The sequence below is a fragment of the Brachybacterium equifaecis genome, from assembly GCF_023509525.1.
Classification (GTDB): Bacteria; Actinomycetota; Actinomycetes; order Actinomycetales; family Dermabacteraceae; genus Brachybacterium; species Brachybacterium equifaecis.
In genome coordinates, this window is the sequence record NZ_JAKNCJ010000002.1 from 617,899 (window position 1) to 644,148 (window position 26,250).

Here is a 26,250-nt window from a genome sequence, read left to right on the forward strand (position 1 = left end):
GCAGGCCGCGAGCGGCCCCGGGGGAATGCATACTCTACCGCGCACCCACATGGTGATGCAGGGGTGTTCGCTCCGCAGATGGGGAGGCGGCAGATCCGCACTGGGCGCCGAAACGCGCATCCTCGCGCGATCGAGGCGTACGGCGCCGTCGGGACGCGCCCCTACCGCTTCCCCCGCCGCGCGCGGAAGAACTCGCGCAGCATCTCGGCGCTCTCGGGCCCCCGCACGCCGGTGGTGAGCTCGACCCGGTGGTTCAGCCGGGGCTCGCGCACGAGGTCGTAGAGGGAGCCCGCGGCGCCGGCCTTCGCGTCCATCGCGCCGACGACCAGCCGCTGGATGCGCGCGAGCACGATCGCCCCGGCGCACATCGTGCAGGGCTCGAGCGTCACCGCGAGGGTGCAGCCGGTGAGGTTCCAGCGGCCGGTCACCCGGGCGGCCTCGCGCAGGGCGAGGATCTCGGCGTGGGCGGTGGGGTCCTCGTCGGCCTCCCGGCGGTTGCCCGCGCGGGCGAGGACGGTGCCGTCCGGGCCCAGCACGACGGCGCCGATCGGCACGTCGGCCCTCTCGCCGGGGCCCTCGCGCAGGGCGGCGGCCTGGGCCTCGTCCAGGGCGAGGGCCATCAGATCGTCATCGGTCATGCGCCCAGTCTCGCCGCCCCCGAGACCCCCCGGGGTTCTCTCCAGGCTGGGAGGTGGTGCGCCTCATGGCGCAGGGCCTGCCGGTGTCCCCCTCCCCGGATCCGATGGCTCCTCCGCGCCCCGGTCGAGGCCCGCAGGGAGAGGAGGGGAGCTAGCCGCCCGGGACGCCCGGCGCTCCTGCGGCACCGTCGGCGCGCCCTGCCGGCCCCTCCGGTAGATTCACCCCATGCGCGTCCTCGAGATCGATCACCCCCTTGTCGCCCACAAGCTCACCGTGCTGCGCGACAAGACCACCCACTCCTCCGTTTTCCGCCAGCTCGCCGATGAGCTGGTCACCCTCCTCGCCTATGAGGCCACCCGCAATGTGCGCGTGAGCCCGGCGGAGATCGAGACCCCCGTGACCGCGATGACCGGCACGAAGCTCGCGAACCCCAAGCCCATGGTGGTGCCGATCCTGCGCGCCGGCCTCGGCATGCTCCACGGCCTCACCACCCTCCTGCCGACGGCGGAGGTCGGCTTCCTCGGCATGGTGCGCAACGAGGAGACCCTCGAGGTCACCACCTACGCGAACCGTCTCCCGGAGGACCTCACGGGCCGCCAGTGCTTCGTGCTGGATCCGATGCTCGCCACCGGCCACACCCTCATCGCCTCGGTGAACTACCTGCACGAGCGCGGCGCCCGCGACATCACCTGCGTGACGCTCCTGAGCGCCCCGGAGGGCCTGAAGACACTCGAGGCCGCGATCGATTCGTCGGTCGACCTCACCGTCGTCACCGCCGCGATCGACGAGAAGCTCAACGAGAAGGGCTACATCGTGCCCGGCCTCGGCGACGCGGGAGATCGCCTCTTCGGCGTCGTCGACTGATCCGGCGGGCGGCCCCTGGGCGGCCGAGCCGGACGCGTCGGGCGGCCCGCGCGTCGGCCCCCGCGTCGGACGGCCCGCGACGGCACCGCTCCACCCCGCCTGCCCCCGCGAATCGCGTGTGAGGAGACGAGAACCCCCGTTCTCGTCTCCTCACACGCGATTCACCCCCGTTTCGCGCCGGGCTCTCGAGCGCAGCAAGGTCGGCCGACGGCGGTAGGTCAGCGGCCGCGCCCGATCGGCCCCCGGTCGCCGAGCAGCGTGCACCCTCGAACCTCGCCGCGTGCGCGCCCGCACGCGCCCGATCAGCCCCGGCGGCGAGATCCACGTGAGGAGCCGAGATCCCCCGTTCTCGGCTCCCCACATGGATCTCGCGGCGCCCGCCCGCACCCCCGACCTGCACAGTCTCACTATCCGGACCCCTCCTTGCCCGCCGCGCAGCCGGTGCGGCATTCTGCTCGCATGTCCTCGAACTCCGTGAGCTGTGAGGCCGCCCGCCGGGTGGCCCCCTCCGTGATGCGTTCGATGATGATGGACATGATGATGATGATGCGCATGATGCGCCGTCAGCCGAGCATCTGAGAACGCTCGATATGCCTCCCAGGGCCGGCTGACAGGAGCCGGTCGGATGACGCGGGCTCCAGGTGCCGCCGGGAGCACACCCCAGATGTGAACCGCGAGAATCTCGCGTCGATCACTCGCACGGGATCCCGGGCCCACCGCCCGAATCGCACCGCAGGTGCATTCCCCTGGAGCCATCATCATGACCGCAGTCCTCACCCGCACTGACATCCCCGCCGCCGCCCACTCCCTGAACGGCCGCCCTCGCACCGCCGCCCTGCGCTCCCTCTCCGGCGCTCCCAGCGCATCCGTCGCCGCAGCCTCCCCCGCGGCCGACGCCGACGCAGTCACCCTCACGCTCACCCTGACGCTCCCCGCGAGCACGAGCGACGTGGAGGCCGCCCGCATCGCGGATTCCCTGCGCTCCGGCGCCCGCCGCCTCACCGCGGGCCGCGAGGCCGCCGCGACCGTGACCGTCCACTCCCCGCGCTCGTTCACCGCGAGCGGTTCGCCCCGCGGCGCCGCCCTGCGCGCACTGCCCCCGCGCCGCGCCGCCTCCCCCGCCGCACCGCAGAGCTCCCGCCGCGCCGGGATCGTCTCCCCCAGCTCGCCCGCGCGCCGGGACGCGGAGACCGCACGCCGACTGCTGCTCCAGGCGCGCGCCGTCAGCCCGTCGGCCGCCCCGACCGCAGCCGACTCCGCGCTCGTGATCGACCTGTTCGGCCGTCGCGTGCGGATCGACGGGGCCGACGTCGACCTCACGCACAAGGAGTACGAGCTGCTCGCGCACCTCGCCCGCAACTCGCGCCGGATCGTCAGCCGCGAGGAGCTCATGGAGTCGGTGTGGGCGGGCGCTCCCGCCGAGACCGGCGAGCGCACGGTCGACGTGCACGTGCGGCGCCTGCGCGCGAAGCTCGGGCGCTACCGCCGCCTCATCAGCACGGTGCGCGGCGCCGGCTATCGCCTGGATACCGGCAGCGACGTGGCGATCCTCGACTGAGGCGGGGCACGAGAGCGTCGGGGCGAGAGAGCGGCGGCGACCGGGAGAGCGGCGGCGCCCGGGAGAGACGCAGACGGCCCGGAGCTCTCAGCGACCAGAGGTCGGGGCTCACGGGCCGTCCGCCGGCTCGCCGCCCTCAGGGTGGTGGGGCGGGCGACGAGCACGCGCGAGCCTCCATGGCGGGGGGTGCCTGGGTCGGCCCGCAGGAGCCGCGCCCGAGGGGGATCGGAGGCGGCATCCGCCATCGATCCTATGGCAGCGAGGCCGCCGCGCACAGCGGGATGCGGAACCGTTTGCACAGGTGAAGGGGCTTTTTTGGGCTCCGCATGACCCTTCTGAGGGGTGACGTCCGCAGTCCCGGAGGTCCTTTGCCATCCCCTGCCGCAAGGCCTGCGATCGGCGCCCCGTACAGTAGTCGCATCCGTCGCGACCGGCCTCCGGCGCGACTGCTGACCGAACCGAAGGGGAACCGATCGATGATCGCGCAGGCGCGAATCACCTCCGAGACGACCGCGACCGTGCATCTCGCGGCCCGCGACGTCGAGATCCAGGGCGACAGCATCACCGACGTCCGCACCCAGGTGAAGCAGGCGTTCATCGCCGCCGCCCGGGAGGCGGGCGAGCCGATCGACGTCGTCATCGTCGAGTCCGACGTACGCCATCACCTGCTGGTGGAGCCGACGGGCCGCATCACCGCGCGCACGGCCGATGACCGCCCCCTGTACGGGCCCCGCGAGGACGCACAGGGGCCCGAGGCCGCCGAGACGCCCGCGGGGACCGCCCCTGCCGCGGGAGCGCCCGCCGCCGCGAGCGCGAGCGACGAGGGATCCGCCCTGACGGCGACCAGCCTGCCGACGTTCACCGCGGCCGGCGATCCGTCCGAGGAGTCATCGGACCAGCCCGTCGAGCCCGCCGGGTTCGTCCCCGTCGCGCCCCCGGCGGATGCCTCCGAGGGCACCGCCTCGGCGAGCCCGGTGACCGCGCCCAGCCCCGTGACGGCGAGCCCTATGCCGGCGAGTTCGGTGGCGACGAGCCCCGTTGCGCCCAGTCCGGCTCAGGCCCCCGCGTCCGACTCGGCGCCGGTCGCGACCCTGGCCGCGGCGCCGACGACGGCGGCTCCCGCGCCGGCGAACACCCCTGCGGCGCCCTCCTCCGCTGAGGCGCCTGCCTCCGCGTCTGCACCCTCCGCCTCTGCCTCTGCCTCCACGGCGTCGGGCCTCGCCCCCGCCGGGAAGCCCGCAGCCGCGGCGCCCGCGAGCCCGTCGGCCGCGGCAGATCCGTCGGCCCCCGCCCGGCCGACCGTCCAGGCGACCGACCGCCCCCGCCCCACGCTGCAGGACCTCCAGGAGGGCACCCGCCCGCCGACCGAGGCCCCCGCGACGCGCGGCTGGCAGGGCACGGTGGCGCGGATGACCGGGGGCCGCATCAGCCCCGCCCCGAACCGCGCCGAGCGCGAGGAGCGCGAGCAGCTCGCGCGCATCACCCGCAGCCTCGACGCGCCCAAGAACATCGCGGTCGTGAACCTCAAGGGCGGCGCCCACAAGACGACGTCCTCCCTGATGCTCGCGGCGACCCTCGGCCGGGCGCGCGGCGGCGGCGTGCTGGCCTGGGACAACAACGAGACCCGCGGCACGCTCGGATGGCGCGGCATGCCCGGCCAGCACAAGCGCACCGCTCTGGACCTCCTGCACAACCTCGACTCCCTGCAGGATCCGAGCACGACCGTCTCGGACCTGGACCGCTACGTGCGCCCGCAGGAGGCCACGCGCTTCGACATCCTCGCCTCCGACGAGGACCCGGGCTCGGCGGCGCTGATCGACGAGGACGCCTTCCACCGCCTGAACGACACGCTCTCGCGGTTCTACCGCCTGAAGGTCATCGACACCGGCAACAACGTGCGCGCCTCGAACTGGCTCGCCGCCGTGCGCTCGGCCGACCAGCTCGTGATCGTCTCGACGCTGCGCGAGGACACGTTCAACGCGGCCGCGTGGATGATCGACGAGCTGCGCGCGACGGGGCTGGCCGAGCAGGTCGACCACGCCGTCACGATCCTGTCCCACAACTCGACCAAGAAGGTCGATCCGGTGCTGCGCACGCGTCTGCTGCAGCACTTCGGCGCGCACACCCGTGCGATCGTCGAGGTGCCGTTCGAGCACCAGTTCGTGGACGGCTCGCCGCTGGACTGGCCGCGCATCCACCCGAGCACGAAGGCGGCGTGGCTGAAGGCCACCGCCGCGGTCGTCGACGGCCTCTGAGCCGCTCTCTGCGCTGCGCCCCGTCCGCCCCTCGAGGGCAGGCGGGGCGCAGTGCTGTCCGACGCGTCGATGGGTCAACGGGCCGACGGGCCGACGGGCCGACGGGCGAGCGTGCAGATCCGGCAGTCTCGTCTGTCGGCGCCCCCGCGTAGCCTGGGCGCATGCCTCAGCACCGCCTCTCCCTCGCCCTGGACGCCGACCTCGGTCCGGCGCTGTGGGCGCGGGAGATCGGGGCCGACGGCTCCATGCGCATCTGCGCTGACCTGGACTCCCTGGTCGAGTCCGCTCCGGCGGAGCTCGCTGCCGTGCTCGCTCCGCACCGCGGCCCCCTGCGCCAGCGCACCCGGATCGCCCGCCGCAGCGGCGAGACGCGCGTGCCGTGCCTGCCGCTGGCGGGCGAGACCCTCACGGACCTGATGGCGGCGATCACGAGCGCGGCTCTGCCCGCGGGCACCGGCGACCCTGCCGCAGGCGCCGGTGACCCCGCCGCGGGCGACCTCCCCTCCCTCCTCGCCCAGCACGTGCAGTCCGGTGCGCCTCTACCCCTGGCACCGGAGCTGTTCGCGATGGCGCCTCTCCTGCAGGGCGCTCTGCTGGACCTCCAGGCCCAGCGGCTCGTCGGCGCACGTCGTCTGCGGATCGTTCTCGCCGAGCGCTTCGACCAGGGGCTCGCCCGCTGGGCCGCGCTCGAGGAGGATGATCCCTCTCCCCTGCTCGATGCCCTCGTCGACGCCCATGCGCGCTCCGCCTTCGCGCGCCATCTCGCCGGCTCCGGCGCCCCTGCCGATCCCCATCACCTGCTGCCCGCTCTGGCCGCGACCGGCGGGGAGGCCGCCGCCCTGCACGCCGACCTCCCGCAGCGCCGGGCCCTGCAGCGCGCCCTCGACGCCTACATCGATTCCGGGCACGCGCGCGTGCACCTCGCCTCCACCGACTCCGAGCTCGTGGTGCGGCTGTTCGAGCCGCCGCTCGGCACGGCATGGCCTCTGCAGACCTGCCTGCGGGAGCCCGACGGCACCGTGCACCCGGTCGCGGATCTGCGCGCCGTGGGGGACGTCAGCATCGAAGGGGCGGCGGAGGCGTCGGCCGAGGTCATGCGCCTCGCGCCGACGGTCCGCACCGCCCCGCTCGACGAGACCGGAGTGGACTGGCTGCTCACCACCGAGCAGGCCTCCGCGTTCCTCACCTTCGACACCCCCGCGCTGGAGGCGGCCGGCGTGACCGTGCTGCTGCCGCGCGACTGGACGAAGCAGCGTACGCGCCTGACCGCCGTCGTCGGCGAGGAGGCCGAGGCGGAGACGCCGCGGCCGGGCACGAGCGTCGGCCTGCGGGCGATGGAGAGCTTCACCTGGACCGTCGCCGTGGGCGATCTCGACCTCACCGAGGACGAGATCCAGATGATCCGCGACGCCCAGCAGGAGCTCGTGCAGCTGCGCGGGAAGTGGGTGCGACTGGACCAGGGGACGCTGCGCGCCGCCGAGCGCTTCCTCGATGCGTTCGCCGATCGCACGCGCGCCGAGCGCCGGGCTGCTGGCGAGGGGGTGCCGGGCGGCTCTGCGGGGGCCGGGACGGCCGGGAACCGGGCGGCGGGGAGCCTCCGCCGTCGCCCGCTCCCCGCGGGCGCGTCCGGAGCGGGCGCGGCGGGCGCGGGCACGGCGCCGGGCGAGGAGGCCGCTGCGGTCAGCGGCCAGCTGGACTGGGCGCAGCTCTTCTCGCTGCTCGCCGCCCCCGAGGCGCAGCGCGCCGATCTGCGCATCGTCGCACCCCCGGCGCCGCCCGAGCGCCATCTGCAGCTCGTGCCGCCGGGCCGCCCCGGGAGCGCGCCCACCGCGGCGGACCGCGCGTCGGCCCTGCCCCGGAACACGATGCGGAACCTGCTGGTCAGCGGACCGGGACCGGTCCAGCACGAGTCGCCCCGCACCCTGGAGGCGACGCTGCGCAGCTACCAGCTCGCGGGGCTCGACTGGATGTGGGCGCTGCACGAGGTCGGCGTCGGGGGGATCCTCGCCGACGACATGGGCCTCGGGAAGACCATGCAGATCCTCGCTCTCCTGTGCCGGGAGCGGGAGGTGGGGATCTCGCGCTTCGCCGGAGGGGCAGGTCCGTCGGCCCGCACCGCACGCTCCGGAGCTGCAGGGGCCGAGCACTTCGGAGCTGCGGGGGCCGGGCGCTCCGGCGGCGCGCAGCCCGGGCCGACGCTGCTCGTGTGCCCGATGTCGGTCGCCGGCTCGTGGCAGCGGGAGGCGGCGCGCTTCGCCCCCGGTCTGCGGGTGCACGTCCACCACGGCGGCGACCGGATCCGCGACGAGTCCTTCGCCGAGGGCGCGGCCGACGTCGACCTCGTCATCACCACCTACTCGCTGCTCGACCGCGACCAGGAGGTCCTCGCGCAGGTGCCGTGGCACCGCCTCGTGCTCGACGAAGCCCAGCACGTGAAGAACCCGGGCACCGCCGTCTCCCGCGCGGCCTGCGCGGTGCGTGCGCCCTATCGGATCGCGCTCACGGGCACCCCGGTGGAGAACCGCCTCGGCGATCTCCACTCCCTGATGGAGCTCGTGAACCCCGGTCTGCTCGGTCCGCGCCCCCGCTTCCAGGAGACCATCGCCGACGCCATCGAGAAGGACGGCGACGAGGGAGCGCTCGCCCGCCTCAAGGCGCTGACCTCCCCGTTCATCCTGCGGCGGGTGAAGACGGACCGCTCGATCATCGACGACCTGCCCGAGAAGATCGACCTCGTGCGCACCGTGAACCTCACCCCCGAGCAGGCCGGGCTGTACGAGGCGATCGTCGGCGAGCTGATGACCGAGATCGACGGCGCCGACCCCAAGAAGCGCCGCACGCTCGTCGCCTCGACGCTCACCCGCCTCAAGCAGGTCTGCAACCATCCCGCCCACTACCTCGGCGACGGCTCCCCCATCCTGCGCGACGGCCAGCACCGCTCCGGGAAGCTCGAGTTCGTCGACGACCTGCTGGGCAACGCCTTCGCCGACGGCGAGCGGGTGCTGCTGTTCACCCAGTTCACGACGTTCGGGCACATGCTCATCCCCTACTGGCGCGAGCGCTTCGGGATGGATATCCCGTTCCTGCACGGCGGGGTCGCGAAGAAGGACCGCGACCAGATGGTCGCCGACTTCCAGGTGGGTGCCGGCACGCCCGGCGCGATGCTGCTGAGCCTGCGCGCCGGCGGCACCGGGCTCACGCTGACCGCCGCGAACCATGTGGTGCACCTGGACCGCTGGTGGAATCCGGCCGTCGAGAACCAGGCCACCGACCGCGCGTTCCGCATCGGCCAGACGAAGGACGTCCAGGTCAGGAAGCTCGTCAGCGCCGGGACTATCGAGGAGCGCATCGACCAGGTCCTCGCCGACAAGCAGGATCTCGCCGACCTCACCGTCGCTCCCGCCGAGGCGCTGCTGATGGGTATGGATGATGCGCAGCTGTGGGGGATGCTCTCCCTGGTGCGCGAGGACGACGGGGCCGACGGGCCGCGAGCGGGGGCCGGGCCGGCAGCGGGAGCGGTGGAGGATCGATGAGCGTGCAGCTGAGATCGAAGCGGGGCGCGATCGGCACCGCGTGGCACGCCGTCGCCCTGCGGGAGACCCTCGAGAACCACCTCGGCGCCGCCCGCGCGACCGCAGGGAAGCGCCTGGCCCGAGGAGGGCGCGTGGAGTGGTTCGACGTCGCCCCTGGTCAGGCGCGGGCCGGGGTGCTGGGGGACGACGGCCAGATCGCCCAGGCGTCGCTGGAGTTCCTGGCGCTGCGCGCCGGCGACCGGGACGTGATGCTGCAGATCCTGCGCGCGCATCCTGAGCTGCCCGCCCGCCTCGCGAGCGGCGCCTATCCCGAGAGCATCGAGGCGGAGCTCGCGGGCGAGGAGCTGCACCTGCTGCCCTCCTCCGCGCGCAGCGAGATCACGCATTCCTGCACCTGCCTGGACTGGCCGGGCCCCTGCGTGCACGTCGCCGCGCTGGCCTACGTGCTGGTGGAGGCCGTCGAGGAGCATCCGCAGCACCTGCTCGCCCTGCGCAGCCTCACCCTCGCCGACGTGGCCGCCCCCGTCGGCCGCGCATCCGCCGGTGCCGGTTCCGGCGGCGACGACGCACCCGTCGGCACCAGCTCTGCGGACGCCGCACCGAGCCCTGACGCATCCGACGGTGACGCATCGGGCGGCGCCGCGGAGTCCCCGCACCAGGGCCAGGGCGGGTTCGACCCCGCGATCGCCGATCCCACCGTGCTGCACGAGCTCCTCGGGCAGGACGCCGGCGCCGTCCTCGCCGCCTTCTACCGGGCGGGGCAGGGCGGCCGGGCCGAGCACACGGAGGCCGAGCGGGACGGAAGAGGGCAGGCCGAGGCCGAACAGGCCGGGGCCGAGCGAGAGGACTCCTAGAGTGGAGCGCATGACCTCCACCCCCGCCGCCCCGCCCGCTCCCGTCCAGCCCCTCTCGCCGGGGACATCAGCGCAGATCAGCGCGCTTTTTGCGAACGCCGTCGAGGCGCATCGCACGGCCGGCATCACGTGGGCGATCGTCGGCGGCCACGACCATGCGCAGGAGGTCCTGGCGACAGGCGGGGCCGGGCACCACCGCCTCGAGGGCGGCGTCCCGGCACCCGGATCCCCTGCGATAGGTCCCGGATCGATCTCCCGCATCGCCTCGATGACGAAGTCCTTCACCGCCGCGAGCGTGCTGCGCCTGCGCGACGAGGGTGCTCTGCGCTTGGATGATCCGATCGCGCAGCACGTCCCCGAGGCCACGGCGATCGCTGCCGCGACGCCCGACTCCCCCGAGATCACCGTGAGGGACCTCCTGACGATGTCGGCCGGGCTCGTCACCGACAATCCCTGGGGCGACCGCCAGGAGGCCATGACCCGCGAGGACTTCGCGCGCATGCTGGCCGAGGGGCTCGGCCACGTGCACGCGCCCGGCACCGGCTTCGAGTACTCGAACACCGGCTACGCCCTGCTCGGCCGACTGATCGACGAGGTCTCCGGCACCGGCTACGACGAGTACGTGCGCACGCACTTCCTCGCGCCGCTGGGCATGGGCGACTCCGCGTTCCGCCCCGATGACCTCGACCCCGCGCGCATCGCCACCGGCCACCGCCTCGGAGACCGGGAGGACGCCACCCGCTTCGAGCCCGTGGAGCTTGACCGCCCGGGCGTCTACGGGGCGATGGCGGGCATCTACTCGACCACCGCCGACATCGCCCGCTGGGTGCGCTTCCTCGCCGCGGCCGACGCCCCCGATGCCGCGGAGCGCAGCCAGGATCTGCTGCGCACCGCCTCGCGCCGCGAGATGCAGCAGCTCCACCGCATCCAGCAGACCGCCCCGCTGCCGCCCGTCGCGCCCGCCGGCGGGGCCGACGGCGCCGCGGCCGCTGGGCCGGGGGCCACGACGAGCGAGGGCGCCGCCCCGGCCGCGGGAGCCGGCGGCACCCAGGCGCTGGGCGCCGCCCCGGCCGGCGAGCCGGTCTCCCCCGGTTTCGACCGCGTGCGCGGATACGGGTTCGGGCTCGTGATCGAGCGCTTCCCCGATCTCGGCGGGGTCGTCTCCCATTCCGGCGGCTACCCGGGGTACGGATCGTTCATGGTGTGGCACCGCGACAGCGGTCTCGGCGTGGTGGCGCTCGCGAACTCGAAGTATGCGCCGGCCTCCTCGCTCGCGATGGAGGCGCTGCGCCTGATCCGCCGTCTGCAGCCGGAGCTGCTCGCGCCGCGCGGCCGCATCGCCGCTCCCCGCACGCTCGAAGCCGCCCAGGCGGCGCTCGCCTGGCTCAGCGCGCCCGAGGACTCCGCGGCCGACGCCTGGTTCGCCGACAACATGGACCTGGACACCTCCCGCGAGGAGAGGCTGCGGCGACGGGATGCTGCGCTCGGGGCCTGCGGCCTCGGCCTCGAGGCGATCGAGGGCCTGACCCCGGCGGGCGCCCAGGTGCTCTCCCGCGCCGCGCTGCGCTGGACGGTGCCCGGGACCGTGGAGGGCACGAGCCTGCGCGTGGACCTCGAGATGGACCCCCGCAGCACCGCGCTCATCCAGACCCTGGAGACCCGCGCCCTACGCTGAGGCCCGGGGCGGCGGGGCCGGCGCTCTGCGCTAGGCCAGGGGTGGGGCCCGCGCTCCTACTGCGCCTCCCCGCCCTCCACGCGCAGCAGGCCGTCGTAGCGCGCGATCGAGGTGCGTCTGCACGTCGGAATCCGGCCTGCCCGCGGATCGAGGTGCGCGCAGACGGTGGAATCATTCCCTCATACCGACGACTCCACGCACCTCAATTCGAGGAAGTGCCCCAGCTCAGATCAGCAGCAGCAGGACCGCCAGCAGCGGCACCCCGATCGCCGCACCCGCACCGGCGCCTATCAGTCCGGCTCTGACCAGGTGCGATCCCCCGGCGCGCGACGGCGCAGAGCCGTCCTGGTGCGGGTCGCGAGATGAAGGGGGCACGGAGGCAGATGGGTGCGGCTGCGCTGAAGAATGCGCCTGCACCGCCGACGGATACCCGTGCCCGGGGGAATGCCCCGCAGTCGGAGCCGACGCCGAGGACGGCGCGAACCGCGCAGGGTCGAGGGGTGCCGCGCTCGAGCCCGGTCGGAGCGCATCCTGCACCGCCTGTGCCCGCGCCTGCGCTTGCACCACCGGTGCCGCGCGCAGAGTCGTCGACTCGGCCGGCATGGGATCGGTGCTGACGCCCGACTCCTGCAACGGGACCATGGGAGCACTCTCGTGCTCTGCCCTCGCAGGCGCATCCGGCTCCGCCGGGCTCCCCCCATTCCGCGCGGAGGGGGGCGCTGAGTCCTGCGCCGGAGCGGATCTCGGCCGCTCCGCAGCTAGCGGCTCCTCAGCCAGTCGCCCCGCAACCTCCGGTCCCGCAGCCTCCGGCTCTGCAGCCACTCGCCGCAGAACCGGCGCCTCCTCGCCCGTCGTCGGCCGGTCGCCACCCGCCGTCGGCCCGTCGCCGCCCGCCGTCGGCCCGTCGCCACCCGTCGTCGGCCCGTCGCCACCCGTCGTCGGCCGGTCGCCGACCGCCGGCTGCCCGCTCGGCACCGGCGCTGCCGCCTCGTGGCGTGCCGCGCCGCGATGGGCGGCCGCCAGCAGGCTCTCCTCCTGCGCCTGCCCGTCGGCCCCGGGGGCGCCGTCCGGCAGGGGCGCGAGGGTGTCGCGCATCAGCACCGGCGCGCCGCTGCGGTGCTGCAGCGGATAGCCGGGATCCACGCGCGGCATGTCGCGCCGGGCGGTGGGAGCGTCCTGGTAGCGGCGCCCGGGCTGGGGGTCGATGAGGCGCCGGATCACCGCTGCGAGCTGGGGCGCCACCCCGTGCAGATAGCGGGCGACCTCGTCGGCCCGCAGCGGCGCATCGCGCAGCGGCAGCGAGCCGTTCAGGGCGAACAGCGCGAGCATCCCGGCGGCGTAGAGGTCATGGGAGGGGTGCGGCTCCGCCATCGCGAACAGTTCGGGCGCCATGTAGCCGGGGGTCCCGTTGACCATGCCGACGTGCGTGAGGCGGACGTCCTGATCGCTCACGGCGATGCCGAAATCGGCCAGCCGCGCCTGGGGCCAGTCCCCGCTCCCGCTCACCTCGAACATGAGGTTCGCGGGCTTCACATCCCGGTGGATCCAGCCGCGCTCGTGCATATGACCGAGGCCGTCGAGGAGCTGATCGAGGATCACCGCGACCGCAGGCTCCGCGAACGGCCCCTCGCGCTGCACGACCGATTCCAGCGTCCCGCCGCTGACCAGCGGCATCGCGATCACGACGTGCTCGTCCTCGGCGCCCCAGCCGTAGGGGGCGAGCAGATGCGGGTGATCGAAGGTCACGCCCGTCTCGCGCACGAAGCGCAGGAGGTCGGCGGAGTCGCGCTGGCGCAGCACCTTCACCGCGCACAGCCTCCGCGCCTTCCGGTCCCAGGCCCGCCAGACCGAGCCCGAGCCGCCGCGGGCGATCAGGTCGATGAGCGCGAACCGCCCCACGATGACGTCTGGCATGGTGCCTTCCCGCTCGATCCGATACAGCGCACGATGCAGCGCACGCTGCCGGGCGGCTGCGCGCCGCCCGCGGGTCCACAGTACGTGGACCCGCCTCGCGCGCGCGGTCGGCGTGGGGAACAATCGCTCTGCCGAGCCGGGGTTCCGCCTCCTCGCGCCCGGTGGCCGCTCGCCGCCGGTCTCCGCTCCTCCCCCTCATCGAGAGCAGGTCCCCATGGCCGACGACGCCGCCCGCATCGCCTCCGCGCCGGCCGTGCGCATCCGCCCGGGTCTGCCGTCCGACGCCGCTGTGGTCTGCGGGATCCGCGAGGAGGCCGTGCGCTCCTCCAGCGGGCTCTGGATGGACGACGTGCCGACCCCCGAGCAGTCCGCCGCCTGGTTCGCCCGCCAGCTCGAGGCGGGGACGCTGCTCGTGGCGGTCGACGAGGCGGGCAAGGCCGACGGGGTAGGCGGAGCCGACGGGTCGGGCGACTCCGACGGGTCGGGCGAGTCCGACGGGTCCGGCGAGTCCGACGGGTCGGGCGGCGAGGATCGCGCGCAGGGCCGCGACGGGGCCGGGGCCGACGTGCTGGACTGCGGGGCCGTGCTCGGGTACGCCTGCTTCGGGCCGCTGCGCGACTACTCCGGGTACCGCTTCACCGCGGAGGACTCGATCTACCTGCTGCCCGCCGCCCAGGGCCGGGGCGTCGGCCGCGCGCTGCTCACGGCCCTCACCGACCTCGCGGCGGAGCGCGGGATGCACACTCTGAACGCGTTCATCGAGGCCGGGAACACCGCGTCGATCCGCCTGCACTCGGTCTGCGGTTTCACCGAGACCGGCCGCATGGCGCAGGCGGGATTCAAGTTCGACCGCTGGTGGGACCTGGTGATCATGCAGCGGATGCTGTAGCCGACGGCACCCTCGTCGGTGCCTGGAGGCCCCGTACGCACCCGCACCGCACCTCGCACTCCTCGCTCACCGGTTTCGGCCCGCTCAGGTACCTTTCGCGCGCGGGAAAGGTACCGGAGCGGGCCGGGGGCAGTGCTTGCCGCCCGCGCCGGCGCCTCCGTAGGTATCCGGCGGCTCCGTCGGTACCCGGCGGCTCCGTCGGTACCCGGCGGCTCCGTCGGTGCCCGACGCCCTCGTCAGTGCCCGGCGGCACCGTCGAACGCGGCGTCGATCCCCGCGGCGAGTCCGACGGCCGCCTGCAGCCCCAGGCATTCGCGCACGAACGTGATCTGGGCGCGTCGGGCGTGCTGGGAGACCGGCCCCCGCCACGTCAGCGGGAACAGGTGCGTGCCGCCGGGCTGGGCGAGGTAGCTCAGCGGCACGACGGCCTCGCTGAGGGCCTCGCGCAGCCGGACGGCGTCGCCGTAGAGGAGGTCATCGGTGCCGGTCACCAGGTGCACGGGCGGAAGGCCGGTCATCTCGCCGAACAGCGGGCTCAGGCGCGGATCCTCACGGTTCTGGCCGTCGGCGTAGAGGGCCGTGCAGCGCTGCAGCAGCTCCAGCGAAGAGGCCTCATCGCGCGCGGCCTGCTGGCGGAGCATCGCGTCGGCCCCGGTGAGATCGACCCACGGGGAGGTCAGGACGATCCCGCGAGGCTCGCGCTCGTGCTTCGCGTGCAGGGCCTGGGCGACGGCGAGCGCGAGCCCGCCGCCGGCGCTGTCCCCGGAGAGGACCCACGGCATGTCCATCGGCTCGAGGTCCTCGAGGATGCCGCGCACCGCCTCGATCGCATCGTCGTAGGCGGCGGGGAACGGGAGCTGCGGAGCGAGGCGGTAGTGGACCATCGCGACGGCCGCGCCCGTGCGCAGGCGCAGGTCGTCCAGCCAGTTCCAGTGGTCGGGCTTCTCGCAGTAGGCGAAGCTGCCGCCGTGGAGGTGGATGATGACGCCGCGAGCGGCCGCAGCCCGGTCGATCCAGGTCACGGGCACTCCGCGGTGGCGGCTGCGCGTGAGGAGCTCCGCGGGCACGAGCGAGCGAGCGGGCTTCGAGGGCTTCGCGCTGCAGCGGGCGGCGAACTCGAACAGGCCTTGGGGGAGCTTCGCCTGCAGGGCCTCGGCGCGACCGCGGCGGGCATCGCCCGCGGTCTCGTCGGCCTGAGCGGGCGGTGCCGGCTCGAGGACCTGGACGGTCGCGGCGAGAGGGCCTGCGGCCGCGGCGTGGTCGGCGTGATGCTGCACGGGTGCGGGGCTCATGCACCGATCTTCCCACGGCGGGCCGCGCGGTCGAGATCGTCGTCGATCATCCCGCTCGCGCCCGCGCGCCACCCCGCCACGGCCAGCACCGCTCCGCTGCCCGCGAGCAGCCAGAGCACCAGGGGCATCGAACCGGTCGCGCTCAGCAGGGCGCCCAGCAGCAGCGGGCCGACTCCCGCGAGCAGGTAGCCGACGGGCTGCGCCATCCCCGACAGCCGCGCCGTGACCAGGGGGTCGCGGGTGCGAGCGGGGATCATGGCGATCGCCGTCGGGAACGCGAACCCCCCGATGCCCAGGAGCGTCACCCACAGGATCGGAGCCGCCGCGGGCCACAGGGCGAGGCCCGCGTACCCGGCGCTCGTGAGCAGGCCGAACACGATCGCCCACACGTGCAGCCGGGTCGAGCGGGCGATGACCGTCGGCATGACGAGACCGCCGAGCACACCCCAGCCCGCGACAACGGCGGTCAGCGTGCCGGCCATGCCGGGGGCGAGCCCGGCGTCGGTGAGGATGCGCGGCACGTACCCGAACTGCGTGTAGGCGTTCATCGACTGCAGTCCGAACATGAGCGTCAGCCACAGCGCCGCCGGAGAGCGCAGCAGCGAGACCTCCCGGCCCCGGCTGCGCGGGCGGCTCGAGCCCGGGCGGGTCGCCGCGTCGGCGTGGGCGTCGGCGTCGGAGGCGGAGACGGAGACGGAGGCGCCATCGGCGTCGCCGTCGGTCGCGAGCGCGGGGTCCGCGCGCGGGAAGTCGTTGCCCACGCGCAGCAGCACGATCAGGGCCAGGATGCCCGGTGCCACCGCCAGCCATCCCCACGCCTGCAGGGAATCGCGCCAGTGCGCCTCCCCCTCCCCCGCCAGCGGCACGGCGAGCGCGGGCGCGAGGGCCGCTCCGGCCGACAGCACCATCCCGTAGGCCGTCATCAGCAGCACCGTCGCCGAGCCGCCGTGCCGCTTGATCCACGCGGGTGCGATCACGTTCGCGAAGGAGGGGCCGACGAGCGCGAGCGTCGAGAGCGCGAGGAAGGGCCCGAATGCGCCGGTCAGCGGGCGCAGCAGCAGACCTGCGGAGAGCAGCGCGAAGGAGATCACCAGCGTCCCGGTGAGGCCGACGCGGCGGGCCACGGGCACCGCGAGCAGGCCGAAGACCCCGAAGCACAGGCAGGGCAGCGCGGTGAGCAGGCCGCCCGCTCCCTCGCCGACGCCGTAGGCCTCGAGCAGCGGCACGACGACGGGGCCGACGCTCGAGGCGACGGGCCGGAGGTTCAGGGCGAGCAGCACCACCAGGGCGAGCGAGAGGGCGAGGCCGACCCGGGGGCGCGGGGAGCGGGGGGTGGGGGCGGAATCTCGGGCGGGATCGGGGGATGTCGGCACGCTGGATTCTCCCACCGCTGCCCGCGCCGGCCTCATCGGTGCCGGAGCTTTCCGGGCGGCTCAGACCTCGAGCCGGCGCCAGAGCTTCCGGGCGGCTCAGCCCTCGAGCGCTCGCAGGTAGCGCCGCGTGATGCGCTCCTGCACCGCGTCGGCCAGGGGCCTCGCGAGCCGCGCCGGCAGGGACGCGGGGGCGGAGACGGCGCTGAGTGTCAGCCGCACGCGCCCGTCGGCCCCCTGCTCCAGCAGGAAGCGCTCGAGACCTGACTCCGGGTGGCCGGGCAGAGTGGCGTAGGTGAAGCCTCGACGCTCCGGCTGCTCGATGATCTCCACCACGCGGCACGGTGCGCGGAGGCTGAACGGGCCCGGCCCGAGGCGCAGCTCGAGGACGGTGCCGAGGCCCAGCGGGGTGTCGGAGGCGCGCACGCCGAGACCCGCGCGGAGGTGGAGCTGCCAGGAGAAGAGCTCGGCGGCGACCGCGTCGAGGTCGCGGCGCTCGAGGACGGCCGAGCGGTCGAGGCGCCGGAATCCCGGTGGCACAGGGTCTTCGAGCGCGAGGCCTGCGGGAGCGCTCAGCGGGGCCCGGCGGAGGGCGGCCTCGGTGCGGGCTGGCAGAGGTCGCCCGGCACGGGCTGCGGAGCGCATGGGGCGATCCTGCCACGGGGTGGGGAGGTCGGGGTGGGGGCTGGCTGCCGTCGGATTGAGTCCCGGGTCGGGATCGACGTGCGCGTTGACGTCGAATTGGAGGCCGCGCCGCGATCGACGTGCGTGCAGATGTCGGAATGAGGGCCGTATAACGACGCCCCGATGCACATCGAATCGGGGTGCGCGCTGACGTCGGAATGAGGGGCACATCCAGATCGACGTGCGCCCTGACGACGGAATGCGCACCCCATAACGACGTCCGGGCGCACGCCGATCGGGGGGTGGCCGAGCACCCCTGACGCGCGCCGCACTCGGCTCACGCGGCCCCTGCCTCAGGCCCCCAGCACCGCAGCGCCCGCGACCAGCAGGAGCACGACCAGCAGGGCGCCCAGCCCGACGATCCGCAGCATGCTCAGCCCCGCCCCGCGCTCCCTCGCGACCTGCAGCACCAGCAGCGTGGACAGGGACCCCCAGGGCAGCACGAGCGCCCCCGCGTTCACGCCGACGAGCAGCGCGAGCACCTGCCCGGGCGATCCTGCGGCCGGCTCGAGCAGCAGATACGCCGGGAGGTTGTTGCCGAGGTTCGCGGCGAGTGCGGCGACGGCCTCGACCCGCAGCAGTCCGGCGAAGCCCTCGCCCGGGCCGAGCATCGCCTGGAGCGTCGGCTGCAGGGGCGCCGAGATGCCCTCCATCAGGAGGAAGAGCCCCAGGGCGAAAGCCGCCATCGCCCACGGCGGCTTCACCGCGCGCACCACCGTGCCGCGCCCGCCGCGCGGAGCCGCCGCCAGGGCTGCGACCAGCAGCAGGGCGCTGAGGGCAGCCGCCGCAAGCCACGGCTCGACGCCCGCGAGGACGGCCGCCGCGAACCCCGCGATGCCGAGCGCGCCCGCCCAGGCGGCAGCACCGGTCCCCCGATCTCCACCCGCACTCGCGCCCGCGGGCACGGCACCGGGCTGCGGCTCGCCGTCGGCAGCACGCTGGGCGGGTCCGCCGTGCGCAGGGCCGACGGGCCCGTCGGCCCCCGTTGCCACCCGCGCCTCCCGCAGCCGTCCGCCGAACAGGGCGAGCAGCACCGCGACGAGCACGAGCGCGAGCACGATCTGCAGAGGCCAGGTCGCACGCGCGAACTCGAGCGCATGCCAGGAGAGGGTCTGCTGGGCGAGCAGATTCGTGAGGTTCGAGACCGGCAGCAGCAGGCTCCCGACCCCCGCGCTCCAGATGCATGCGAGCAGGAACGGCGCGATCCGCAGCCCTTCGCGGCGGGCGAGGCCGATCGCGATCGGCGTGACCAGCACGGCGGTCGCATCAAGGCTGAGGACGATCGTGCACACGAGGCCGAGCGCGGTGACCAGGCCCAGCAGCGCCGCCGGATGCCCTCGGCCGGCGCGCGCCAGCAGTGCGGAGAGCGCCGCGAACAGCCCTGTCACCTCGAGCAGATCCGAGACGACCTTCAGCAGCAGGAGGAAGAGCAGCACCGGCCAGACCCGCTCGAGCACGGCCAGAGCGCGCTCGCCCGGGATCATCCCCGCCGCGATGGCGGCGAGCGCCAGCACCAGCAGGAGGAGGCTGAGCCCCGGGAAGCGCCAGTGGAGCGCGCGGGGACGGGCGCCCGGGGCGCTCCCGGCCGCGGCCCGCGCACCGGGGTCGGCGGGGGTGTTCACAAGCGCAGAGAATACGTGCCGCCTCGATCGTCGGCCCCTCCCGCTACCGTGGTGGCATGGACACCATCCCCCTCGTCCCGGGGCAGCGCGCCGTCGTCGCCGTGCCCGTCGCGACCATCTGGACCGCCCCCGTCGCGGGCCGCCCCGCCGTCGAGCCCCTGGCTCTCGCGGCTTCGGCCGACGGGCCCTCCTGGCCCCTGGCCATGCCCGACGCCGCCTCGCGCGAGTGGCTGTTCGGCCGCGTGCAGACGCAGGCGCTGATGGGATCGGCGGTGCTGGTGACCGAGCTGCTGCGCACCGCGGGAGACGAGGGGCTCGCTGAGCCGTCGGCCGACGCAGCTGACGCCGACGGCGATGCCCTCCCGCTGTGGGCCCGCGTCGTCGTGCTCGACCAGGCCTGCGGCAAGGACCCGCGCGGCTACCCCGGCTGGATGCCGGCCGCGCAGCTCGCCCTCGACGACCGCTTCTCCGGCCCCGATGCCGACGCGCCGCAGGCCGTGGTCACCGCCGACACCGCTGCCCTGCTCCGCGAGGACGGCACGGAGGTCGCGATCTCGTTCCTGACCATGCTGCCCCTGGCTGCCGACTCGCCCGCCGCCGCGGCGAGCGCCGACGGCGGGGCCGACGACGGGGCAGACGATGTGGCCGATCCTGGCGCTGCGACCGTGCGCGTGGCCGTGCCCGGCGGCGGATGGGGCACCCTGCGGCGCTCCGACGTGCGCGTCGGCACCGGACCCGGCGCGACGGACACGCCCTCCACCGAGGGCGCGATCGCTGTCGCGCACCGGTTCCTCGGGCTGCGGTACCTCTGGGGCGGGATGAGCGCGTGGGGGTACGACTGCTCGGGTCTCGTCGGAGCGGCGTGCCGCTCCCAGGGCCTCGTCCTGCCGCGCGATGCGGGCGATCAGCGCGACCTCTCGGGACTGCCGCGCGTCGAGCGGGAGGATCTGCAGCCCGGTGACCTGGTGTTCTTCTACGACGGCCCGGGCGGACCGGACATCCGGCACGTGGGCATGCGCCTGGCCGACGGGCAGATGATCCACGCGCCGAACTCCGCCGGGGCGATCGAGATCGTCGACATGGACGCCTACGACGTGAAGGGCGAGTACGCGGGAGCGGTGCGTCCGCTGGGCTGAGCCCTGCTGGGAAAAGCCCTGCTGGGCAGAGCCCTTCTGGCGTGAGCACTGCTGGGGTGAGGCCTGCTGGGGTGGGCGCTGCTGGCATGAGTCCTGCGGCGCCGTCGGCCCCTCACTCCTGCGCGGCCAGCTCCCCCAGCAGCTCGCGGGCCCGCGCGATGATCAGCGGGTCGGCCTCCTCGACCGTCATCCCCGAGGTCAGCACGGCGAGCACCCGGCGCTGCGCGCCCTCCCCGACCACGGCGACGTCGTGGCGGATCGCGTCGATCCACCCGGATTTCGATCCCCACGGGACACCCGGCCGCACGGCCTTCGCGATGATCGGGATCCGCTGCGCCGCGAGGGCCGACCGCGCGAGCTCGCGGGAGCGCGCGGAGAGTGCGAGCGCGGAGTCCTCGCAGGTCAGAGCGTGCACCGTGCGGGCGAGGTCGTGGGCGGTCGTCTCGTTCGTGAGGCCGCGGGCGAGCGCGACGGGGTCGCCGATCATCCGCTCCACGCGCGTGGCGCGCAGGCCCAGGCGCTCGATCACGCGCGCGATGGCCGGCAGTCCCACCAGCGCGATCAGCTGGTCGGTGGCCTCGTTGCTCGAGCGGTCGATCATGCGCCGGGCGAGCTCGCCGATCGCGACAGGAGCGCCGTCGGCCGGATGCGTGGGATCGAGGTGGTCGCCGGAGAGGGTGAATGCGGCGCCGTCCACGCCCGTGAAGGTGCGCGTCGCAGGCACCGAGGCGTCCAGGTCGAGCATCCCGGCGTCGGCCGCCTCGAGCACGGCGATCAGCACGTGCAGCTTCATGGTGCTCGCCGCGTAGTACGGGCGGTCGGCGTCCTCGAGGGCGAGAGCGGAGCCGTCGGCTCCGAGCAGCGCGGCCGACAGCCGCGGGGGTCCGCCGATCTCGGGCATCGCGTCCATGGAGTCCTCCCCGTTCGCCCATGCCGCGACCAGAGGGCCGTGGCACGCTGGCATCGTATCCGCGCGGCGACGAGGCGTGCCCAGCAGCAGAGCGCACCCCGGAGCAGCCCGACGGCGCACAGCGGAACCGCCAGCGCGAAGAGAACCCGACAGCGCACAGAGAAGAGGACCCCATGGCCATCGCCACGATCAATCCGACCACCGGCGCCACCGAGAAGACTTTCGCGGCGCACGACGCGCAGGAGATCGAGCGCCGCGTGGCCGCGGCCGCGTCGGCCCATCGCGAGCTCGCTGCGACCACGTTCGCGCAGCGCGCCGACTGGATCCGCGCCGCGGCGGATCTCCTCGGCGAGGACGCCGACGCCCTCGCTCGCACGATGACGCTCGAGATGGGCAAGCCCATCGCCCAGTCCCGCGCGGAGATCGAGAAGTGCCAGGCCGCGCTGCGGTTCTACGCCGAGAATGCCGAGTCGTTCCTCGCGCCCGAGGAGCTCGAGGATCCCTCGGTCGCCTCGGGCGCGAGCCGCGCGGGCGCCCGCTACCAGAGCCTCGGGGCGATCCTCGCGGTGATGCCGTGGAACTTCCCGCTGTGGCAGGTGATCCGCTTCGCCGCGCCCGCGCTGATGGCCGGGAACGTCGGCCTGCTCAAGCACGCCTCGAACGTCCCGCAGACCGCCCTCTACCTGGACGACCTCTTCGCTCGCGCCGGCTTCCCGCGCGGCGCCTTCCAGACCCTGCTCGTCGGCTCCGACGCCATCGAAGACCTGATCGCCGATGAACGCATCGCGGCGGTCACCCTCACCGGATCCGAGGGCGCCGGGAAGGCCGTCGCCGCTGCCGCCGCAGGTCAGATCAAGAAGTCCGTGCTCGAGCTCGGCGGGTCGGACCCGTTCATCATCATGCCGAGCGCCGACCTCGACAAGGCCGTGGAGACTGCGGTGACGGCGCGCGTGCAGAACAACGGGCAGTCCTGCATCGCCGCGAAGCGCTTCATCGTTCACGCCGACGTCTACGACGCCTTCACCGAGAAATTCGTCGCGGCGCTCGCCGAGCTGACCGTCGGCGATCCGCTGGACGACGGCACGGACGTCGGCCCGATCGCCCTGCAGAGCGGACTCGAGGAGCTCGAGGAGCTCGTCGAGGACGCGACGGCGCGCGGAGCCAGCGTGCTGCTCGGCGGGGACCGGGGCGCCGTGGCCGACGCCGGGGAGGGCTGGTTCTACCCGGTGACGGTGCTCGCGGACATCCCCGAGGAGGCGCGCATCGTGCAGGAGGAGACCTTCGGGCCGGTCGCTGCGCTCTACCGGGCGGAGGACCGCGAAGACGCCCTGCGGATCGCGAATCAGACCGAATTCGGTCTCAGCTCCTCGGTCTGGACCGCCGACGAGGAGGAGATCGAGTTCTTCGCTGACGGCATCGAGGCCGGCGGCGTGTTCGTGAACGGCATGACCGCCTCGACCCCGCACCTGCCGTTCGGCGGCATCAAGCGTTCGGGCTACGGCCGCGAGCTCGCCGCCGCGGGCATCCGCGAGTTCTGCAACCTCAAGACGGTGTGGGTGGCCTGAGGCTCAAGCGGGCGGCACTCGAGCCCGCGAGACCGACGCCTTGTTCCACTTCCTGGAACAGGACGTCGGTCTCGTGGAGTGCCGGGCCCCCGTGGCTCAGGCCGGCAGCTCCGGGTTCTCGTAGCCGGGCACGTAGCGCACCACCCGTGCCGGGGAGCCGACGACGACGGCTCCGGCGGGCACGTCCTTCGTGACGGTGCAGGAGGCGGCGACGACCGCGTCATCGCCGACGTTCACGCCGGGCAGGAAGACCACGTTCGCGCCGACCCAGACGCCGCGGCCGAGCGTGATCGGGGCCGGGAGCAGGTCGCCGCGGCGGGCGGGATCGAGGTCGTGGTTGAGCGTCGCGAAGACGGCGTTGTGGCCGATGAGGCAGTCATCGCCGATGGTCACGCCGCCCTGGTCCTGGAAGACGCAGCCGGAGTTGATGAAGACGTTCTTCCCGATCCGCAGGCTCTTGCCGAAGTCGGCGCGCAGCGGCGGGAACACCACGACGCTCTCGTCGATCTCGCTGCCGGTCAGCTCTGCCAGCAGCTCGCGCACGCGCGCGGGCTCGTGGTACCGGCCGTTCAGCTCAGCGGTGATGCGCAGGGCGTCCTGAGCGGCGTCGCGGGCCTCGCCCAGCAGCGGCGAATCCGCGGAGATCCGCTCCCCCGCCGCGAGCGCGGCCGTGTAGTCCTGCAGGCTCATGGTGTCTCCTCGGTGGGGGTTCGTCCGGTCCCGACACTATCGGCCTGGTCTCAGTGTGCGCTCGCCCCGGGCTCGTCCGCGAGATCGCCGATCTATGCCAACAAGTGGCACAGGATCGCGATCTCGCGGGGCGCGGGGGCGCCGCCTGCCCCGTACGATCGCCGCATGAAGCCGCTCCCCCGCTACTGGGCCCGCCGCGAGGACCGCGTCACCGTCCCGACCTACCTCGGCCCCGAGGTCTGGGACCTCACCACCTACGGGTCCTCCCACGTCTCGCAGGCCGACGCGCAGCGCGAGGCCGACGAGCGCTTCGCCGCGTTCATGGACGCCGACGGGGACGTGCGCCGGGACTGGTACTACCCGCTCCGGCACGCTCCCGAGGAGATCCTCCGGGAGGTCCGCGACGGCGAGGAGCTGATCGGCGTCGTCACCCGCAACCGCTACGGGGTCGAGGTGCTCAACACCGACGCGCTGCTCATCGCCGACGTCGACCTCCCCGAGCCCGTTCCCAGCCGCAAGGACCGAACCCGCGCCGAGCGTCCCGGCCGCGGCGCGGGTTCAGGCGGGAACGGGGACGCGGGCAGGGGCGGAGGGTCACTGCTCAGCCGTCTCTTCGGCCGACGGGCCGCGGACCCTGGCCCGGACCTCAGCGGCGCCGCCCCGGATCTGAGCGGCCCAGGGAGCGGCGGCAGCACGTACGCGGCGGCAGGCGGTGTCGACGCCGGGCGCGCGAACGGCGCCTCCGGCGCTGGCCTGCCGGCAGACGATCCCGCAGCGGCAGCAATGATCGCGCGCATCGAGGACGTCGCCCGCACCCGCCCTGAGCTGGGCTTCTCCACTTATCGCACCCGCGCCGGGCTGCGTGTGCTGGTCACGGGGCTCGGCGCCGCGCCCGCGAGCACCGAGGCGCGAGAGCTGCTCGAAGCGATGGGCAGCGACCCGCTGTACGTGACCCTGTGCCGGGTGCAGGAGACCTACCGCGCGCGCCTCACGCCGAAGCCGTGGCGCGTCGGCTCGTACGCCCTCCACCAGGCGCTGACCGGACCGCGCGTCCCTGTGCAGCCAGCCCCCGCAGGCTGGCTCGAGGAGTACGAGCGCCTGAGCGAAGAGTTCGCGGTGTGCCGACTGGTCAGCCGCACAGGGCCCGCGCCGACGCCCCGCGAGCAGATCCTGCTCGACCTCCACGACCAGGCAGTCGGCATCGACCGAGCGGACTCCCTGCCGCTGGCCTGACGCGGCCCGCCCCGCCGACCGCGAGACCGGGCGCTGGGCGATCTCGCGCGCGGGCGCGAGATCGTGGTCCTATGCCAGAAATTGGCATAGGACCACGATCTCGCGTGGCAGGTGGGAGGGCGAGGTGCCTCCCTCCCCACCCTCAGCCGGAGAAGCCGCCCCCGCCGCCGCCCATGCCGGAGGCCATGTCGCGGAAGCGCGAATACTGGCCCTCGAAGGAGACGGGGATGGTGTCGGTCGCGCCGTTGCGGTGCTTGGCGACGATGAGATCGGCCTCGCCCGCACGGGGCGACTCCTTCTCGTAGTAGTCCTCGCGGTGGATGAGGATGATGAGGTCGGCGTCCTGCTCGATCGAGCCGGACTCGCGCAGGTCGCTCATCATCGGCTTCTTGTCCTGGCGCTGCTCGCTGCCGCGGTTCAGCTGCGAGATCGCGATGACCGGCACCTCGAGCTCCTTGGCGAGCAGCTTCAGGGCGCGCGAGAACTCCGAGACCTCCTGCTGGCGCGACTCGACGCGCTTGCCGGAGCTCATCAGCTGCAGGTAGTCGATGACCACGAGCTTCAGGTCGTGCTTCTGCTTGAGCCGCCGGCACTTCGCGCGGATCTCCATGAGCGACATGTTCGCGGAGTCGTCCATGAACAGGGGCGCCTCGCCGATCCGGGAGGTCGCACGGGCCATCGACTGCCAGTCGCGGTCGTCGAGCTCACCGGATCGCATGCGGTGCATCGGCACCTGCGACTCGGCCGACAGCAGTCGCATCGTGATCTCGGTCTTGTCCATCTCCAGGGAGAAGATGACAGCGGGGTGGCCGTTGTGGATCGCGGCGGAGCGCATGACGTCCATGCCGAGGGTCGTCTTGCCCATGGCTGGGCGCCCGGCGAAGATGATCAGCTGGCCGGGGTGCAGGCCGCGCGTGAGGTCGTCGAAGCGCGCGAAGCCGGTGGGCACTCCCGAGACCTCGCCGCCGCGGTTCTGGGTGGCCTCGATGACGTCGAGGGTGGGCTGGATGACCTCGCCGAGCGGCAGGAAGTCCTCGCTCTGGCCGCGCTCGGTGACGGCGTAGACCTGCGCCTGCGCCTCGTTGATCGCCTCCTCGATCTCCCCGCCCTCGGCCGCGTAGCCGAGCTGCACGATGCGGGTTCCCGCTTCGACGAGGCGGCGCAGGGTCGCGCGCTCGACCACGATGTCGGCGTAGAAGCCGGCGTTCGCGGCCGTCGGCACCATGTCGATGAGGTCGGCGAGGTAGGCGCCGCCGCCGATGCGCGCGAGCTCGCCGCGCTTGGTCAGCTCGTCGGAGACGGTGACGAGGTCGGCGGGCTCCCCTCGCCCGTAGAGGCTGGTGATCGCGTCGAACACGACCTCGTGGGCCGGGCGGTAGAAGTCGGTGCCCTTGATGCGCTCGACGACGTCGGCGATGGCGTCCTTGGACAGCATCATGCCGCCCAGCACGCCGCGCTCGGCGGCGAGATCCTGCGGGGGCGTGCGCTCGAGGCCGCGGTCCGGGCCGGGGGTGAAGGCGTCGTTCGATGTCACCCGGTCAGTGTAGGGAGGGGCCTCGACATTCGA

General features: G+C 74.0%; 19 protein-coding genes. 10 read left to right on the plus strand and 9 right to left on the minus strand.

The genetic code is table 11. The features are described 5' to 3' along the window. Positions 1-161 precede the first annotated feature (161 nt). On the minus strand, positions 162-638 hold the full coding sequence (locus Bequi_RS07285; RefSeq protein ID WP_249737278.1) for a nucleoside deaminase: 477 nt from the start codon (positions 636-638) through the stop codon (positions 162-164). 226 nt (positions 639-864) lie between these two features. Here Bequi_RS07285 and upp point away from each other — a divergent pair, with 226 nt between their 5' ends. The 6 genes from upp (at position 865) to Bequi_RS07315 (ending at position 11,378) form a co-directional block, all read left to right on the plus strand. Next, complete coding sequence (upp, locus tag Bequi_RS07290; protein WP_249737279.1) at positions 865-1,503, plus strand: uracil phosphoribosyltransferase; 639 nt, start codon at positions 865-867, stop codon at positions 1,501-1,503. A 760-nt stretch (positions 1,504-2,263) separates the two neighbouring features. Continuing rightward, complete coding sequence (locus Bequi_RS07295; protein ID WP_249737280.1) at positions 2,264-3,061, plus strand: winged helix-turn-helix domain-containing protein; 798 nt, start codon at positions 2,264-2,266, stop codon at positions 3,059-3,061. A 476-nt stretch (positions 3,062-3,537) separates the two neighbouring features. Beyond that, complete coding sequence (locus tag Bequi_RS07300; RefSeq protein WP_249737281.1) at positions 3,538-5,316, plus strand: chromosome partitioning protein; 1,779 nt, start codon at positions 3,538-3,540, stop codon at positions 5,314-5,316. 161 nt (positions 5,317-5,477) lie between these two features. Next, positions 5,478-8,849, plus strand: coding sequence for a DEAD/DEAH box helicase (locus Bequi_RS07305; protein ID WP_249737282.1), 3,372 nt, complete (start codon positions 5,478-5,480; stop codon positions 8,847-8,849). Further along, a complete protein-coding gene (locus Bequi_RS07310; protein WP_249737283.1) occupies positions 8,846-9,703 on the plus strand; it encodes an SWIM zinc finger family protein in 858 nt (285 codons plus the stop codon). Before Bequi_RS07305 ends, Bequi_RS07310 begins: the two co-directional genes overlap by 4 nt. 10 nt (positions 9,704-9,713) lie before the next feature. Then, complete coding sequence (locus Bequi_RS07315; protein ID WP_249737284.1) at positions 9,714-11,378, plus strand: serine hydrolase domain-containing protein; 1,665 nt, start codon at positions 9,714-9,716, stop codon at positions 11,376-11,378. 225 nt (positions 11,379-11,603) lie between these two features. Here Bequi_RS07315 and Bequi_RS07320 read toward each other — a convergent pair whose 3' ends face one another. Next, positions 11,604-13,292, minus strand: coding sequence for a serine/threonine-protein kinase (locus Bequi_RS07320; protein ID WP_249737285.1), 1,689 nt, complete (start codon positions 13,290-13,292; stop codon positions 11,604-11,606). Between the two features lie 214 nt (positions 13,293-13,506). Here Bequi_RS07320 and Bequi_RS07325 point away from each other — a divergent pair, with 214 nt between their 5' ends. Further along, positions 13,507-14,181: a GNAT family N-acetyltransferase gene (locus Bequi_RS07325; protein WP_249737286.1), complete on the plus strand. Its 675-nt coding sequence runs from the start codon at positions 13,507-13,509 to the stop codon at positions 14,179-14,181. A 236-nt stretch (positions 14,182-14,417) separates the two neighbouring features. On the opposite strand, the gene Bequi_RS07330 is transcribed toward Bequi_RS07325, so the two are convergent. The 4 genes from Bequi_RS07330 to Bequi_RS07345 form a co-directional block, all read right to left on the minus strand. Then, positions 14,418-15,473 carry an alpha/beta hydrolase gene (locus tag Bequi_RS07330; protein ID WP_249737287.1) on the minus strand — a complete coding sequence of 352 codons (1,056 nt, stop codon included), beginning with the start codon at positions 15,471-15,473 and terminating at the stop codon, positions 14,418-14,420. Then, on the minus strand, positions 15,470-16,846 hold the full coding sequence (locus tag Bequi_RS07335) for an MFS transporter (protein WP_249737288.1): 1,377 nt from the start codon (positions 16,844-16,846) through the stop codon (positions 15,470-15,472). The genes Bequi_RS07330 and Bequi_RS07335 overlap by 4 nt, the downstream gene beginning before the upstream one ends. Positions 16,847-16,942: 96 nt before the next feature. Further along, the gene (locus Bequi_RS07340) at positions 16,943-17,488 is read right to left on the minus strand and encodes a DUF1990 domain-containing protein (RefSeq protein ID WP_249737289.1); all 546 of its coding nucleotides are present in this window, start codon (positions 17,486-17,488) and stop codon (positions 16,943-16,945) included. 332 nt (positions 17,489-17,820) lie between these two features. Beyond that, on the minus strand, positions 17,821-19,149 hold the full coding sequence (locus tag Bequi_RS07345) for an SLC13 family permease (protein ID WP_249737290.1): 1,329 nt from the start codon (positions 19,147-19,149) through the stop codon (positions 17,821-17,823). Positions 19,150-19,205: 56 nt separating this feature from the next. Here Bequi_RS07345 and Bequi_RS07350 point away from each other — a divergent pair, with 56 nt between their 5' ends. Continuing rightward, positions 19,206-20,285, plus strand: coding sequence for a C40 family peptidase (locus Bequi_RS07350; protein WP_249737291.1), 1,080 nt, complete (start codon positions 19,206-19,208; stop codon positions 20,283-20,285). Between the two features lie 112 nt (positions 20,286-20,397). Here the strand turns inward: Bequi_RS07350 and Bequi_RS07355 are convergent, their stop codons facing one another. Further along, entirely contained in the window at positions 20,398-21,195 is a 798-nt protein-coding gene (locus Bequi_RS07355; protein WP_249737292.1) for a serine hydrolase, read from the minus strand. Positions 21,196-21,368: 173 nt separating this feature from the next. Here Bequi_RS07355 and Bequi_RS07360 point away from each other — a divergent pair, with 173 nt between their 5' ends. After that, on the plus strand, positions 21,369-22,760 hold the full coding sequence (locus Bequi_RS07360; RefSeq protein ID WP_249737293.1) for an aldehyde dehydrogenase family protein: 1,392 nt from the start codon (positions 21,369-21,371) through the stop codon (positions 22,758-22,760). A 96-nt stretch (positions 22,761-22,856) separates the two neighbouring features. Here Bequi_RS07360 and Bequi_RS07365 read toward each other — a convergent pair whose 3' ends face one another. Beyond that, the gene (locus Bequi_RS07365) at positions 22,857-23,450 is read right to left on the minus strand and encodes a DapH/DapD/GlmU-related protein (RefSeq protein WP_249737294.1); all 594 of its coding nucleotides are present in this window, start codon (positions 23,448-23,450) and stop codon (positions 22,857-22,859) included. A gap of 165 nt (positions 23,451-23,615) precedes the next feature. Between Bequi_RS07365 and Bequi_RS07370 the strand changes: the two genes are divergently transcribed. Further along, positions 23,616-24,683: a hypothetical protein gene (locus Bequi_RS07370; RefSeq protein WP_249737295.1), complete on the plus strand. Its 1,068-nt coding sequence runs from the start codon at positions 23,616-23,618 to the stop codon at positions 24,681-24,683. A 142-nt stretch (positions 24,684-24,825) separates the two neighbouring features. On the opposite strand, the gene dnaB is transcribed toward Bequi_RS07370, so the two are convergent. Beyond that, positions 24,826-26,217 carry a replicative DNA helicase gene (dnaB, locus tag Bequi_RS07375; RefSeq protein WP_249737296.1) on the minus strand — a complete coding sequence of 464 codons (1,392 nt, stop codon included), beginning with the start codon at positions 26,215-26,217 and terminating at the stop codon, positions 24,826-24,828. Positions 26,218-26,250: the final 33 nt, after the last annotated feature.